This window comes from Novosphingobium sp., assembly GCF_025351285.1.
Taxonomy (GTDB): Bacteria; Pseudomonadota; Alphaproteobacteria; order Sphingomonadales; family Sphingomonadaceae; genus Novosphingobium.
Genome location: NZ_JANXWG010000159.1, coordinates 1 through 12866 on the forward strand (window position 1 = coordinate 1; position 12866 = coordinate 12866).

Here is a 12866-nt window from a genome sequence, read left to right on the forward strand (position 1 = left end):
CCGTCGCTCCAAATTCGACAGGCGGGCGGACTTCAGCAGTTCCTCGCGGAACTTCTCGTGTTGATGGCACCATCAACGTCGCCGTTGACCTCAGGGTCAAAGAAGAAAACGAGAACATTCGAATGTGGATTTCCCACAGAACGGAATCCCACCTTCGAAGGGCAACTTTTGATCTTATGATCAAGATTGCCGATCAGGAGAGCCAAACCGGCGGTGTGCGGAGTGTTCTCGCGGACATGGCGTTCGAGAACGGCGACGGCATCAGCAAGGGACTGCTTGGTCGCGGCATCTTTCAGTCGCTGATGTTCGGCACAGCGCCTTACATCTCGCCACCATTCTGGTGGCCGACAGGATGTTCGCGCGTGGATCGTTCCGTCATGACCGCTCACAGCGCCAAGTATGGACTCGATAGCGATCTCACAATGTCGGACGATCTCTTCCGGTATGCCGTGGGGGCCGATTTTGTTTCCACTATTCAAGGACTTGGGTGGAACATCGATCAGAGTGGGATTGGTATTGAAACGCTTAATGACCGAATCGAGGTCGTTGACGCTTTCTATGGCCCGTTCAATTAGTTCGTTCATATCAGCCGCCTACATTACGGTGGCGGGGATGGGAAGCTTTGATCATGCGATGTGTCAGGCGTTGATTTAATGCCCTTTCTCAGTTCACAAAATTCCGAATTAGAACCAGATGAGCCCGCCGCCATGAGTGACAACGCTAGTCAGCTTCTCTTTGAGTTTCATAAGGGGCAGGCGCAGTTCGCATATTTTCAGCTTGGTGTTGCCGCCAGCGCTATTGCCTTTGCGATTCACGAAACCACTGGATTGGCGCTTGCGGATGCGCCTTGGCCGCTTGGTGCTGCGGTACTGGCGTGGGGAATGGCCTTCGCGTTAGGTTGTTTTGGTCTGGAAGCGCGTCAGGACGGCATCCATACAAATGCCCTATTTCTCCAGATTTTTGGTGGTCTGCGTCCAGATTCGCATGAGGCAGCCAAAGTAATCGAAGACGCAAAGGCTACCGTCTCTAAGGACCTCGGCAAGCCCCGCGTATTTTTCCGTTGGCAGCGATGGTCGCTCTTTGCAGGCGCGTGTTTCTATGTGGCAGGGCATTTGATGCAAATGGCTACCCTCCCGTCTAAGCACCCTCCGACACCGAAGCCATCAGCCAGTATGACGCATTTAATTCCGCCGAGCGGCGTGAAGGTCCTAGGGCACCAAGGCCGCTAACGCTCTTTGTGCGTTTGCTGCCTAATACCGAGAAAGTGGCGCGCCCGGCAGGACTCGAACCTGCAACTCCAAGCTTAGAAGGCTCGTGCTCTATCCAGTTGAACTACGGGCGCGCGCATCTGTTGTCGCATCGCCTTTATCCAAAAACCGGTACCCACTTTTTGGAGCGATGCTGGAGCCCCGCATAACCGGGCTTTGCCGCGGACGCAAAGCACGATAGCACCCACGGCATGAGCACACCGATTCAGCGCCTCGATGACAGCGCCGCCGCCCCCCGCCACTTCCGCTATTTCGATTACGTGATGGCGGCTTTCGTCACGATCCTGCTGCTTTCGAACCTGATCGGCGCGGCCAAGCAGGCGACGATCACGCTGCCGGTCATCGGCCCGTGGACATACGGGGCGGGGGTGCTGTTCTTCCCGGTCTCGTATATCCTGGGCGACGTCCTGACCGAGGTCTATGGCTACGCCCATGCGCGCCGCTGCATCTGGGTGGGGTTCTTTGCGCTGCTGTTCATGGTGCTGATGTCGGTCGTTGTCGTATCGGCGACCCCCGATGCGGGCTGGGCGCTGGCCTCCAACGATTATGTGGTGCTGGGCCAGCACGTGAAGGCGCCCAACCAGGCGGCATACGAAGCCGTGTTCGGCCAGACGCCGCGGATCGTGTTTGCGTCGGTCGTGGCGTTCTGGGCGGGTGAATTCGTCAACAGCTTCGTGTTGGCGAAAATGAAGGTGATGACACAGGGCCGCATGCTGTGGACGCGCACCGTGGGCTCGACTGTGTTCGGCCAGGCGGTCGACAGTGCGTTGTTCTATCCGCTGGCGTTCGCGGGGGCAGCGGGCTGGACCACTGCTGCGGTGATCAAGGTCTCCGCCACGCAATGGTTTCTGAAAGTGGCCTGGGAAGTGCTGCTGACGCCGGTGACGTATGCAGTGGTAGGCTTTCTCAAGAAGCGCGAAGGCGTCGAGGTCTTCGATACCAATACTGATTTTTCGCCATTCGCGCGCAGCCGCAATTCCAATTGACCGCCCGCCGGGGCCCCGTTCGGGGGCCCGCAGCGGTGCGGATCAGTCGGCGATGAAGCCGGTAGCGATGTAGATCGGAATCAGCAGGCCGAAGCCGGCGAGCGTCCCGATCACGAAGGCGACGCGGATGAGGGTGACGTCCCAGTCGGTGTAGTCGGCCAGGCCCGAGCAGACGCCCATCAGCTTGCCACGCTGCTTGTTGAGGCGGAACTTGCCCGAGAAGCTCGACGACAATTGCGATCCTGGGCGGGGTTCATCTTCGAAGCGAAGGTCGCTCATGCCATGACACTCACGTTGGTGGCCGAAGTCGCGGCGACGGTTGAAGGGGTTGCGACGGTGCCGCTGATCATGACGAAGCTCAGGGCTGCGGCGGTGGCGAGAGCAACGACGCGGTTGAGGAAGTTGGTAGTAACAGTCATTGGTTGTCTCCGTTTGCTAAGGTTTGGTTATTTGTCTCGGCCGTTGTGGTCGATGCAGCATGCTATGCAGAAGGCGTGCCAGATCGAAAATATGGCGGAATTGCTTGCCTTCGCAATCCAATGGACCGCCATGAATGCCAAGTGAACGCCAAAGATTGGCAATATTCACCAAAAGTTTGTAGAGCGCGAATCGCCGACCACAATGTGGCGCGGTCGAGAGCCGGTTGCGCAAGCAACTGGCGGCTGGCGGGTAGTCGCAGATCAGCCATCCGCCACTGATCCGCCCCCGGATCGGCGGCTCTCAATTTGTCTGGCGTTCGCTCATTGACGCGCGACGTTGGCCTTGCTTTTTGGCGGCGACGCGCGTAGGCGACCCGAATACCCGACATTGTTGAGGCAAAGTTGGGCTGGCGCCGGAAGGGGCCGGCATCGAACCGCTTTGGCAAATCGTTGTGCGGGATCAAGAATATGCGCCGGTGTGGCGCGGCGGAGTATGAATGACCGATCTGGCGCGGATTGTTGCGATGGTGGAACCCGAGGCGCAGGCCTTGGGGTTTGATCTCGTGCGCGTTCGCCTGTTCGGCAAAAGTGACCTCGGCGATGAGGAGCACACGCTCCAGATCATGGCAGAACGGCCCGAAACCGGCCAGTTGGTGATCGATGATTGTGCCGCGCTGTCGCGCCGCGTCTCGGATCGGATCGACGAACTGGAAGGACATGGCGTGGTGCTGATCGAGGATGCCTATCGGCTCGAAGTCAGTTCGCCGGGGATCGATCGGCCGCTGACTCGCCCCAAGGACTTCGCTGCGTGGGCCGGGCATGAGGTGCGCATCCAGCTTGCAAACCCGGTGGATGGCAACCGCAAGTCGCTGCAGGGCGATTTGGTCGGAATCGCAGGCGAGCCTGACGATGAAACAGTCACGCTGGACGATCGCAAGTCAGGTCCCGTTTCGTTTCCGCTGGCCGATATCCAGAATGCCAAGCTGGTTTTGACCGATCGACTGATTGCGGCGACGCGCCCGCTCGACACCAGCGGCGTTGACGACATTGTAGATGAAACCGACGACATCCTAGAAGAACAGGAAGACTGACACTCATGGCCAGTTCGATTTCCGCCAACCGCGCCGAGCTCCTCGCGATTGCGAACTCGGTTGCCACCGAGAAGATGATCGACAAGTCGATCGTCATCGAGGCGATGGAAGAAGCGATCCAGAAGTCGGCGCGCAATCGTTACGGCGCCGAGAACGACATCCGCGCCAAGCTCGATCCGCGCACCGGTGATCTGCGGCTGTGGCGCGTGGTCGAAGTGGTCGAAGTGGTCGAGGACTATTTCAAGCAGGTCGATCTGGCGCAGGGCGAAAAGCTCCAGCCGGGCGCCAAGCTGGGCGACTTCATCGTCGATCCGCTGCCCCCGGTCGATCTCGGACGCATCGACGCGCAATCGGCCAAGCAGGTGATCTTCCAGAAGGTCCGCGATGCCGAGCGTGATCGCCAGTTCGAGGAATTCAAGGACCGCGCCGGCGAAGTAATCACCGGCGTGATCAAGTCGGTCGAATTCGGCCATGTCATCGTCAACCTGGGTCGCGCCGAAGGCGTGATCCGCCGCGACCAGCAGATCCCGCGCGAACTTCCGCGCGTGGGCGAACGTGTGCGCGCCTGGATCATGAAGGTGGAACGCCAGAACCGCGGTCCGCAGATCTTCCTCAGCCGCGCGCACCCCGAATTCATGAAGAAGCTGTTCGCGCAGGAAGTGCCCGAAATCTACGACGGCATCATCGAGATCAAGGCCGCTGCGCGCGATCCCGGCAGCCGCGCCAAGATCGGCGTGATCAGCCGCGATTCCAGCATCGACCCGGTCGGCGCCTGCGTCGGCATGAAAGGCAGTCGCGTCCAGGCGGTGGTCCAGGAACTGCAGGGCGAAAAGATCGACATCATCCCGTGGAGCGAGGACACCGCGACATTCGTGGTGAACGCGCTCCAGCCCGCCACCGTCAGCCGCGTGGTGATCGACGAGGATGAAAGCCGCATCGAAGTGGTTGTCCCCGATGACCAGCTTTCGCTGGCGATCGGCCGCCGCGGCCAGAACGTGCGGCTGGCCTCGTCGCTGACCGGTTCGGCCATCGACATCCTCACCGAAGCCGAATCGAGCGAGAAGCGCAGCCGCGAATTCTCCGAGCGGTCGAAGATGTTCGAGGAAGAGCTCGACGTCGATGAGACGCTGTCGCAGTTGCTGGTGGCGGAAGGCTTCACCGAGCTGGAAGAAGTCGCCTACATCGATCTGGCCGAACTGGCCGCGATCGAAGGCTTCGACGAGGAGCTGGGCGAGGAACTGCAAAGCCGCGCGACCGAAGCGCTCGAACGCCGCGTCGAATCGTTCCGCCAGGCTCGTACCGAGCTTGGAGTGGAAGACGCGCTGGCCGATCTGCCGCACCTGACCGAGCAGATGCTGGTCGTGCTCGGCAAAGCCGGGATCAAGACGCTCGACGATCTGGCCGATCTCGCGACCGACGAGCTGATCACGCCCAAGCGCGCCGAACCGCGCCGTCGTGATACCTCGACCGCGCCGCCGCGCCGCGACCAGCGCAGCGACCGGCTCGAAGACAAGGGCGGCGTGCTCGGCACGTTCGGCCTGAACGAAGAGCAGGGCAACGAGATCATCATGGCCGCGCGTGCGCACTGGTTCGACGACGAAGTCGCCGAAGCTAAGCCAGAGGAGGCCGCCCATGCGGAATCCTCACAATGAACCGCTAGAAGTCGATCATCTCGATGGCGCACCGGAGAAGAATGCGTCTCCGGAACGTCGCTGCATCCTGTCGGGCGTCCACGGACCGCGCGACGGGTTGATAAGGCTTGCCTTGTCGCCCGATGGCGTTTTGGCTCCTGATGTGCTGGCGCGCGCGCCGGGCCGGGGCGCGTGGATCGCGGTCAACCGTGCAGAGCTTGAAAAAGCCATCGCCAACAACAAGATAAAGGGTGCCCTGGCGCGGGCCTTCAAAGGCGTGCCCGTGACGGTTCCTGCCGACTTGCCCGAACGTATCGAAGCCGCGCTGCTGCGTGCGCTGACCGAACGGCTGGGGCTGGCTCTGCGTGCCGGGCAACTGTTGATGGGCACCGACCGCATTGCCGATGCGGCGCGCGCGGGCACGGTGCAGTGGCTGGGCCATGCGTCGGACGCCGGTGCTGATGGCGTGAGCAAGCTGGCGCAGGCCTGGCGCGTGGGCGAAGATCGCGAAGGCTCTGGACTGGCAGGACAAATCTTGCCGCTGGACCGCGCGGCGCTGTCTGTGGCATTGGGCCGCGACAACGTCGTTCATCTGGCGCTGATCGATGCGGATGCGGCGACACGAGTCGCCATGCTGCTCGGGCGCCTGATGCATTTCACCGGGCATGCCGCGTCAGCGGGCAGCAAGGATTTCGGCGCGGATGCCACCATGGTCGACAACGACCAGGCTGGCAGCGCTGACGTGAAGAACGACGATTTCGATGTGAAGGACGCAGAGTTTCGATGAGCGAGAGCGACAACAAGCCGACCCTGGGCCGCAGGCCGCTGGGCCTCAAGACCTCGGTCGAGGCAGGCGAGGTCAAGCAGACCTTCAGCCATGGCCGCACCAACAAGGTGGTGGTCGAGGTCAAGCGGCGCAAGCTGATGCCCAGAACCGGTGGTGGCACGGCAGGCGCGCCCGAAGCCGCGCCTGCGCCCGAGCCTGTCGTCCAGGCACCGGTTGCGGCATCGCCGCCACCGCCGCCTCCGCCGCCGGCATCGCGCGAATCGCGGCAGGAAATGCAGACCCGCCTGCTGCGCGAGGCCGAAGAATCGCGGCTGAACGCGCTCGAGGCGGCCAGCCGTCGCGAACTCGAAGAGCGAACACGCGCTACAGAAGGCGAGCGCCGCAAGGCTGAAGAGGCGCGCAATCCCACGCCGCCCGCGCCGGTCGAGGTCAAGCCTGAACCCACACCTGTTGCTGTGGCCGCGCCCGCAACGCCTGCCGCTGCTCCTGTGGTGTCGGTCGCCGTCGAAGCTCCCGCAGCCGCAGCCGCAGTTACCGAGCCCGCTCCGACCGCTGCCGAAACAGCCACGCCAACCGCTGGCGCTGCAGTCACGCCCGCGCCGCGCCGGTTCACTCCGGTGGCTGCGCCCAAGCGCCCCGAACCGCCCAAGAAGGTGGCGCATCCGCGCGACAAGGTGGGCGAAAGCCGCCGTCAGGCGGGCAAGCTCACCGTCACCAAGGCGCTCAACGAGGACGAAGGCGCACGCGCCCGCAGCCTCGCCGCGCTCAAGCGTGCACGTGAAAAGGAAAAGCGCGCCCACTTCTCGGGCAAGTCGCAGCCGCGCGAAAAGCAGGCGCGCGAAGTGGTCGTTCCAGAGGCGATCACCGTCCAGGAACTGGCCAACCGCATGGCCGAAAAGGGTTCCGACCTGGTCAAGGCGCTGTTCAAGCTGGGCATGATGGTCACCATCACGCAGACGATCGACCAGGACACGGCGGAATTGCTGGTCGAGGAATTCGGCCACACCATCCAGCGCGTGTCGGATGCCGACGTCGATATCGACACGTCTGCGGACGTCGACGCCGACGAACTGCTGGTCACGCGGCCGCCGGTGGTCACGATCATGGGCCACGTCGATCACGGCAAGACCAGCCTGCTCGACGCGTTGCGCGGCACCGACGTGGTGCGCGGCGAAGCGGGCGGGATCACCCAGCATATTGGGGCCTACCAGATCAAGACCAAGGGCGGTGAACTGATCACCTTCCTCGATACCCCGGGCCACGAAGCCTTCACCGACATGCGCATGCGCGGTGCCAACGTGACCGATATCGTGATACTGGTGGTGGCCGCCGATGACGGCATCATGCCGCAGACCATCGAGGCGATCCGCCACACCAAGGCGGCCGGCGTGCCGATGATCGTGGCGATCACCAAGAGCGACAAGCCCGAAGCCAACCCGCTCAAGATCCGCGAACGCCTGCTAGAACATGAGGTCGTGGTCGAAGCGATGTCGGGCGATGTGCAGGACGTCGAGGTTTCGGCCAAGACCGGCGCCGGGCTGGACGAACTGATCGAAAAGATCCTGCTCCAGGCCGAATTGCTCGAACTGAGCGCAAACCCCGATCGCGCGGCTGACGCCACGGTGATCGAGGCCAAGCTCGACAAGGGCAAGGGCCCGCTCGCAACCGTGCTGATCACGCGCGGCACTCTGAAGGTGGGGGACATCTTCGTGGTCGGCACCCAGTCGGGCCGCGTCCGCGCGATGCTCGACGACAAGGGGCGGCAGATCAAGGCGGCGCCACCGTCGCTGCCGGTCGAAGTGCTGGGCCTGGGCGGCGTGCCGATGGCGGGCGATTTGCTGTCGGTGGTCGAAAGCGAGGCCCGGGCGCGCGAAGCGGCGGCCTATCGTGCTGAAAAGGCCACCGAACTGCGCACCGCAAGCGCGCCGGTCAGCCTCGAGAACATGTTCTCGGCGCTCACCGCCAAGGCCAATGTCATCGAGTTCCCGGTGGTCATCAAGGCCGACGTGCAGGGTTCGGCCGAGGCGATCGTCAATGCGCTCAACCGCTTGTCGAACGACGAGATCAAGGTCCGCATCCTCAATTCGGGCGTGGGCGCGATCACCGAAAGCGACGTGACCCTGGCGCAAGCCAGCGGCGCGCCGATCATCGGCTTCCAGGTCCGCCCGAACGCCAAGGCGCGCGAGATGATCGAGCGCTTCAAGGTGCGGATGAAGTACTTCGACGTGATATACCACCTCACCGACGACATCGCCAAGGAGATGGCGGGCGAGTGGGGTCCCGAACGGATCGAAACCGTGGTCGGCCGCGCCGAAGTCAAGGAAGTGTTCCCCGCGGGCAAGCGCGACAAGGCCGCCGGTCTTACGGTGCTCGAAGGCATCATTCGCAAGGGTATCGAGGCGCGGCTTACGCGTGGCGACGTCATCATCTCGAAGACCACGATTTCCTCGCTCCGCCGCTTCAAGGACGACGTTCCAGAAGTGCGCATGGGCCTGGAATGCGGCGTGTTGCTGGCCGATACCAACGATATCCGGCCAGGCGACATGCTCGAGGTGTTCGACGTGGAGATGCGTGACCGGGTGCTGTAACGTAGCGCGTGAGTCCTCTTCCCGGCGGGGAGAGGACAAGGGGGGCATTGGATGCGCATTCCGACGATGAAAGGTGTGGTTATCCGGGCGGGCAGGGCGTGGCGCTGGCTGTGCCTGTCCGCGGCTGGATCGCTGGCGAGGCCGTTCGGAATGAAGCTGAGCGATGAGCCCGGCCTGATCGATTTCCTGAAGTCGCGGAACATCGACATCGTGGTTGATGTGGGCGCCAATGAAGGGCAGTTCGGCAAAGAGCTTCGCAAGATGGGTTATCGCGGCCGGATCATCTCCTTCGAGCCGCTTGCGGAAAGCTTCGAAAGGCTCAAAGCGGCATCGGACAAAGACGAAAATTGGACGATCATCAACAGCGCTGTCGGCGATACCGACGGTGACATCACAATCAATCGGACGCGGTCGACTGTTTATAGTTCGATCAATGAAGTCAGCAGTTACGGCCTTGCTCGAGATAACGGCATGTCGGTGATATCGCGAGATGTCGTACCGATCATGCGACTTGATGGCATGGAAGACCTGCAGCGGGCCGAGCAGATATTCCTCAAAGTCGATACGCAGGGATACGAAAAGCAGGTTTTGACCGGAGCATCGGGTTTGCTCCCGATCGTTTTGGGTATCCAGTTGGAACTTCCAGTAAAGCACCTTTATGATGGTGTATGGGATTTCATGAAAGCGCTCGAATTCGTCGGACAAATCGGATACTGTCCGGCCCAGTTCAGAACTGTCTGTGGTGCTGCCGAGGTTCCCGCGTCGGCCATCGAATTCGACTGCGTCTTCCGGAAGACTGCCGCTTAAGGGTGCCATTTCTCGAAACCGAAGTCCGGATCATTCGAAAAGAGCCCTTGATGCCCCGCTACGTCGCCCTGTTCGGTTCGATCAACGTCGGCGGCAACCGGCTGACTATGGCGGACTTGCGTGGCGCGTTCGAGGCAGAGGGCTTCACCCGGGTCGAAACCGTGGTCGCCAGCGGCAACGTGCTGTTCGATCACGAAGCGCGACCCGATCGCGGGCTGGAGGAAAAGCTTTCGCTGATGATGCGCCAGCGGTTCGGCATGACCAGCGTCGCGCTGGTCCGGTCGCGCGGCGCGCTGGCCGCCGCGATCGCCGAAAACCCGTTCCACGACGGTGAGGAAAAGTTCGTTCACACGCTGTTCCTCGAAGGCCCGGTCGATCCGGCGGGGTTCGCGCGGCTTTCGGCCGATCGTCGCGGCGCCGAGAGGATTGCGGCGGGAACCTGCGCACTCCATATCGACTATTGCGCGGGCGTGGCTGAAAGCAAGCTGGTGGGTGCGTTCATCGAACGCCGGCTGGGGCTCAAGGGCACCGCGCGCAATTTGCGTTCGATGAAGCGCATTCTCGCGAAGATGGATCAGATTTAATATGGCCCGCCCACCATCCAGCCCCGAAGCCCGCAACGTGCGCCTGCTCAAGGTGGGCGAACAAGTCCGCCATGTGCTGTCCGACTTGCTTACCCGCCAGCAAGTGCGCGACGCGGTGCTTGCCGCGACGACCGTCTCGGTTACCGAAGTGCGGATGACTCCCGATCTGCGCCTCGCGACAGCTTACGTAAAGCCGCTGCTAGGCGAGGACGAGGAGGCTGTGCTGAAGGCACTGCGCACCAATACCGCCTATTTCCAGCGCGAAGTGGCCGGCCGGCTCAAGCTGAAATACGCAGCGAAGATCCGCTTCGAAAGCGATGAGACTTTCGACGAGGCGGCGCGGATCGAGGCGCTGCTGCGCGATCCGAAGGTTGCGCGCGATCTCACCGCGCCTTCCTCAGACGCTTGAGGCCGACGCACCCCGCCGATGGCCAAGCTTTATTTCTACTACGCCAGCATGAACGCAGGCAAATCGACCACGCTGCTCCAGGCCGATTTCAATTATCGCGAGCGCGGCATGGCGACGATGTTGTGGACCGCCGCGGTTGATGATCGTGCCGAGGGGCGGATCGCCAGCCGGATCGGGCTGGAGCTGGAAGCAAACCGGTTTATCTCAGAGACCGACATGTGGGCACGGATCATGGCCGCTACCCTTGTCGAGCCGCTGGCGTGCGTGCTGGTCGACGAGGCGCAATTTCTTAGCCGCGCACAAGTCTGGCAATTGGCGCGGGTGGCCGATGAGGGCGGGATTCCGGTGCTGTGCTATGGCTTACGCACCGATTTCCAGGGCGAATTGTTCGCAGGATCGGCGGCGCTGCTGGGGATCGCCGATGCGCTGGTCGAACTGAAGGCCGTCTGCCACTGCGGGCGCAAGGCCACGATGAACTTGCGCGTCGATCATGGCGGCGCGCCGGTGCGCGCGGGCGACCAGACCGAGATCGGCGGCAACGAGCGATATGTCGCGCTGTGCCGCAAGCATTTCAGCGCGGCGATGGCGGGATGAGCGAGCCCTCGCTTTACGTGCCGCTGGCGGATGGCGATGTGCGGCTCGATCTGCTGGTGGAAGCACACCGGGCACCGTTGCGCGCGGCTTGTGCCCAGGATCGCGAGATCTGGGTGTCGTATTCGTCGAACTTCGGGGGTGAGGGCTTCGACCCGCAGTTCGACCGCCTGCTGAGTTCGGGCGGCGCGCGCCGGGTTTATGCCATCCTGCGTGGCGGCGAAGTGGTCGGCATGACCGGCTGGATCGAGCGTGGCGCGCCCGGCTGGAGCATCGAGATCGGCAACAGCTACATCGTGCCCGCCTTGCGCGGCACCGGCTTCAACCGCCGCGTCAAGGTGCTGATGCTCGACCATGCCTTTGCATGCGGGCTGGAGCGGGTGTGCTTCATGGTCGATGCGATCAATTTGCGCAGCCGCGCGGCGGTGCTGAAACTCGGTGCCGTCGAGGAAGGCGTGCTGCGCCACGAACGCCAGACATGGACCGGACGCGTGCGCGACACCGTGTCCTTTTCGATCCTGCGCGACGATTGGAATGCGCGCGCATGAACGACACACTGTACCAGGCCGCGACGATCATCGTGCCGATCGTGCTGGCGGTGGTGTTCCACGAAGTGGCGCACGGCTACGTCGCGTCGCTGCTGGGCGACCAGACCGCGCGCTCGATGGGGCGGCTGACGCTCAATCCGCTGCGCCATGTCGATCCGGTGGGCACGGTGCTGCTGCCAGGCATCCTCGCGCTCAGCCACGCGCCGGTGTTCGGCTGGGCCAAGCCGGTGCCGGTCGATGCTGCGCAGTTGCGCAATCCGCGTCGCGACATGATGCTGGTGGCGCTGGCGGGGCCGGGGAGCAACCTGGTGATGGCGCTGTTCAGCGCGGTGGCGCTGGGGTTGCTGGCGCGGTTCGGCGCCAGCGAGCAGCCGGGCGCGGTGGCATTGTTCGTGGCGCAGAACCTTGGGTATTTCATCATCGTCAACGTGTCGCTCGGGCTGTTCAACCTGCTGCCGATCCCGCCGTTCGATGGATCGCATGTGGTCGAAGGGTTGCTTCCGCGGCCTGCCGCGCGGGTATACGCCAGCTTCCGCTACAAGGGTCTGCTGGTGGTGTTCGCGCTGATCGTCGTGCTGCCCTACCTGATGCCCGATATGGACTTGCTCCACCGCGTGCTCGGCCCGCCGCTCGAATGGGTGGTGGGCAAGTTGCTGATGGTGACTCGGATCGTTGCAGGCGTGCCCTTGAACCAGTTGTTCGACGCCTAGCTTAAGTGCCCAGCGGCTGGATCATTCTCGACAAGCCGTTCGGGCTGGGATCGACGCAGGCGGTCGGCGCGGTCAAGCGCAACTTGCGCGAAGCTGGATTCGGCAAGGTCAAAGTCGGCCACGGCGGCACGCTCGATCCGCTCGCCACCGGCGTGCTGCCGATCGCGCTGGGCGAGGCGACAAAGCTGTGCGGGCAGATGCTCGATGCGAGCAAGGAGTACGATTTCACGATCGCGTTCGGGGCCGAGACCGACACGCTTGACCTTGAAGGCAAGGTGATTGCGACCACGTTGTACCGGCCTTGCATGGCCGATGTGGTGGCGGTGCTACCGACGTTTACCGGGCCGATCGAGCAAGTGCCACCGGCCTATTCGGCGATCCGCATCGATGGCGAACGTGCTTACGATCGGGCGCGGGCGGGCGAGGTGTTGGAGATGCCCACCCGCG

The 12866-nt window shown here is 62.9% G+C and carries 16 protein-coding genes and 1 tRNA gene; 14 read left to right on the forward strand and 3 right to left on the reverse strand.

Annotation, left to right across the window (positions count from 1 at the left end; genetic code table 11):
- Both Q0R16_RS19335 and Q0R16_RS19340 read left to right on the forward strand, forming a co-directional pair.
- A partial coding sequence (locus Q0R16_RS19335) for a hypothetical protein (protein WP_295640249.1) occupies positions 1-575 on the forward strand: 575 nt, incomplete at its 5' end.
- Positions 576-707: 132 nt separating this feature from the next.
- Positions 708-1229: a hypothetical protein gene (locus Q0R16_RS19340; RefSeq protein WP_295640252.1), complete on the forward strand. Its 522-nt coding sequence runs from the start codon at positions 708-710 to the stop codon at positions 1227-1229.
- A 36-nt stretch (positions 1230-1265) separates the two neighbouring features.
- Here the strand turns inward: Q0R16_RS19340 and Q0R16_RS19345 are convergent.
- Positions 1266-1342 (reverse strand) — tRNA-Arg (locus tag Q0R16_RS19345).
- 117 nt (positions 1343-1459) lie between these two features.
- Here Q0R16_RS19345 and Q0R16_RS19350 point away from each other — a divergent pair.
- Positions 1460-2254 carry a queuosine precursor transporter gene (locus tag Q0R16_RS19350; RefSeq protein WP_295640255.1) on the forward strand — a complete coding sequence of 265 codons (795 nt, stop codon included), beginning with the start codon at positions 1460-1462 and terminating at the stop codon, positions 2252-2254.
- Between the two features lie 42 nt (positions 2255-2296).
- Here the strand turns inward: Q0R16_RS19350 and Q0R16_RS19355 are convergent, their stop codons facing one another.
- Together Q0R16_RS19355 and Q0R16_RS19360 are read right to left on the reverse strand one after the other, a co-directional pair.
- Positions 2297-2533 (reverse strand): PspC domain-containing protein, encoded by a 237-nt coding sequence (locus Q0R16_RS19355; protein ID WP_295640258.1) that lies wholly within the window; start codon positions 2531-2533, stop codon positions 2297-2299.
- Positions 2530-2673, reverse strand: a complete 144-nt coding sequence (locus tag Q0R16_RS19360; protein ID WP_295640261.1) for a hypothetical protein — start codon at positions 2671-2673, stop codon at positions 2530-2532. Before Q0R16_RS19360 ends, Q0R16_RS19355 begins: the two co-directional genes overlap by 4 nt.
- Before the next feature lie 497 nt (positions 2674-3170).
- On the opposite strand from Q0R16_RS19360, the gene rimP reads away from it, so the two are divergent.
- From rimP to truB, 11 genes are all read left to right on the forward strand, one after another.
- Entirely contained in the window at positions 3171-3764 is a 594-nt protein-coding gene (gene rimP, locus Q0R16_RS19365) for a ribosome maturation protein RimP (RefSeq protein ID WP_295640264.1), read from the forward strand.
- 5 nt (positions 3765-3769) lie between these two features.
- The gene (gene nusA / locus Q0R16_RS19370; RefSeq protein ID WP_295640267.1) at positions 3770-5416 is read left to right on the forward strand and encodes a transcription termination factor NusA; all 1647 of its coding nucleotides are present in this window, start codon (positions 3770-3772) and stop codon (positions 5414-5416) included.
- Positions 5397-6182 carry a DUF448 domain-containing protein gene (locus Q0R16_RS19375; RefSeq protein WP_295640270.1) on the forward strand — a complete coding sequence of 262 codons (786 nt, stop codon included), beginning with the start codon at positions 5397-5399 and terminating at the stop codon, positions 6180-6182. Before nusA ends, Q0R16_RS19375 begins: the two co-directional genes overlap by 20 nt.
- Positions 6179-8770 carry a translation initiation factor IF-2 gene (gene infB / locus Q0R16_RS19380; protein WP_295640273.1) on the forward strand — a complete coding sequence of 864 codons (2592 nt, stop codon included), beginning with the start codon at positions 6179-6181 and terminating at the stop codon, positions 8768-8770. The genes Q0R16_RS19375 and infB overlap by 4 nt, the downstream gene beginning before the upstream one ends.
- 51 nt (positions 8771-8821) lie before the next feature.
- The gene (locus tag Q0R16_RS19385) at positions 8822-9577 is read left to right on the forward strand and encodes an FkbM family methyltransferase (protein ID WP_295640276.1); all 756 of its coding nucleotides are present in this window, start codon (positions 8822-8824) and stop codon (positions 9575-9577) included.
- A 50-nt stretch (positions 9578-9627) separates the two neighbouring features.
- Positions 9628-10161, forward strand: coding sequence for a DUF1697 domain-containing protein (locus Q0R16_RS19390; protein ID WP_295640279.1), 534 nt, complete (start codon positions 9628-9630; stop codon positions 10159-10161).
- Position 10162: 1 nt separating this feature from the next.
- Positions 10163-10570 carry a 30S ribosome-binding factor RbfA gene (gene rbfA, locus Q0R16_RS19395; protein WP_295640282.1) on the forward strand — a complete coding sequence of 136 codons (408 nt, stop codon included), beginning with the start codon at positions 10163-10165 and terminating at the stop codon, positions 10568-10570.
- Between the two features lie 18 nt (positions 10571-10588).
- Complete coding sequence (locus Q0R16_RS19400) at positions 10589-11164, forward strand: thymidine kinase (protein WP_295640285.1); 576 nt, start codon at positions 10589-10591, stop codon at positions 11162-11164.
- The gene (locus Q0R16_RS19405; protein WP_295640288.1) at positions 11161-11709 is read left to right on the forward strand and encodes a GNAT family protein; all 549 of its coding nucleotides are present in this window, start codon (positions 11161-11163) and stop codon (positions 11707-11709) included. Before Q0R16_RS19400 ends, Q0R16_RS19405 begins: the two co-directional genes overlap by 4 nt.
- Entirely contained in the window at positions 11706-12419 is a 714-nt protein-coding gene (locus Q0R16_RS19410; RefSeq protein WP_295640291.1) for a site-2 protease family protein, read from the forward strand. Before Q0R16_RS19405 ends, Q0R16_RS19410 begins: the two co-directional genes overlap by 4 nt.
- Before the next feature lie 5 nt (positions 12420-12424).
- Positions 12425-12866, forward strand: a 442-nt coding sequence (truB, locus tag Q0R16_RS19415) for a tRNA pseudouridine(55) synthase TruB (protein WP_295640294.1), incomplete at its 3' end; no start/stop codon positions are given.

Coding starts and splice junctions, on each gene's coding strand:
- Q0R16_RS19355 (WP_295640258.1), bottom strand. CDS start 2,533: ATGAGCGACCTTCGCTTCGAAGATGAACCCCGCCCAGGATCGCAATTG.
- Q0R16_RS19400 (WP_295640285.1), top strand. CDS start 10,589: ATGGCCAAGCTTTATTTCTACTACGCCAGCATGAACGCAGGCAAATCG.
- rbfA (WP_295640282.1), top strand. CDS start 10,163: ATGGCCCGCCCACCATCCAGCCCCGAAGCCCGCAACGTGCGCCTGCTC.
- Q0R16_RS19350 (WP_295640255.1), top strand. CDS start 1,460: ATGAGCACACCGATTCAGCGCCTCGATGACAGCGCCGCCGCCCCCCGC.
- rimP (WP_295640264.1), top strand. CDS start 3,171: ATGACCGATCTGGCGCGGATTGTTGCGATGGTGGAACCCGAGGCGCAG.
- Q0R16_RS19385 (WP_295640276.1), top strand. CDS start 8,822: ATGCGCATTCCGACGATGAAAGGTGTGGTTATCCGGGCGGGCAGGGCG.
- Q0R16_RS19340 (WP_295640252.1), top strand. CDS start 708: ATGAGTGACAACGCTAGTCAGCTTCTCTTTGAGTTTCATAAGGGGCAG.
- Q0R16_RS19390 (WP_295640279.1), top strand. CDS start 9,628: ATGCCCCGCTACGTCGCCCTGTTCGGTTCGATCAACGTCGGCGGCAAC.
- Q0R16_RS19410 (WP_295640291.1), top strand. CDS start 11,706: ATGAACGACACACTGTACCAGGCCGCGACGATCATCGTGCCGATCGTG.
- Q0R16_RS19405 (WP_295640288.1), top strand. CDS start 11,161: ATGAGCGAGCCCTCGCTTTACGTGCCGCTGGCGGATGGCGATGTGCGG.
- Q0R16_RS19360 (WP_295640261.1), bottom strand. CDS start 2,673: ATGACTGTTACTACCAACTTCCTCAACCGCGTCGTTGCTCTCGCCACC.
- nusA (WP_295640267.1), top strand. CDS start 3,770: ATGGCCAGTTCGATTTCCGCCAACCGCGCCGAGCTCCTCGCGATTGCG.
- infB (WP_295640273.1), top strand. CDS start 6,179: ATGAGCGAGAGCGACAACAAGCCGACCCTGGGCCGCAGGCCGCTGGGC.
- Q0R16_RS19375 (WP_295640270.1), top strand. CDS start 5,397: ATGCGGAATCCTCACAATGAACCGCTAGAAGTCGATCATCTCGATGGC.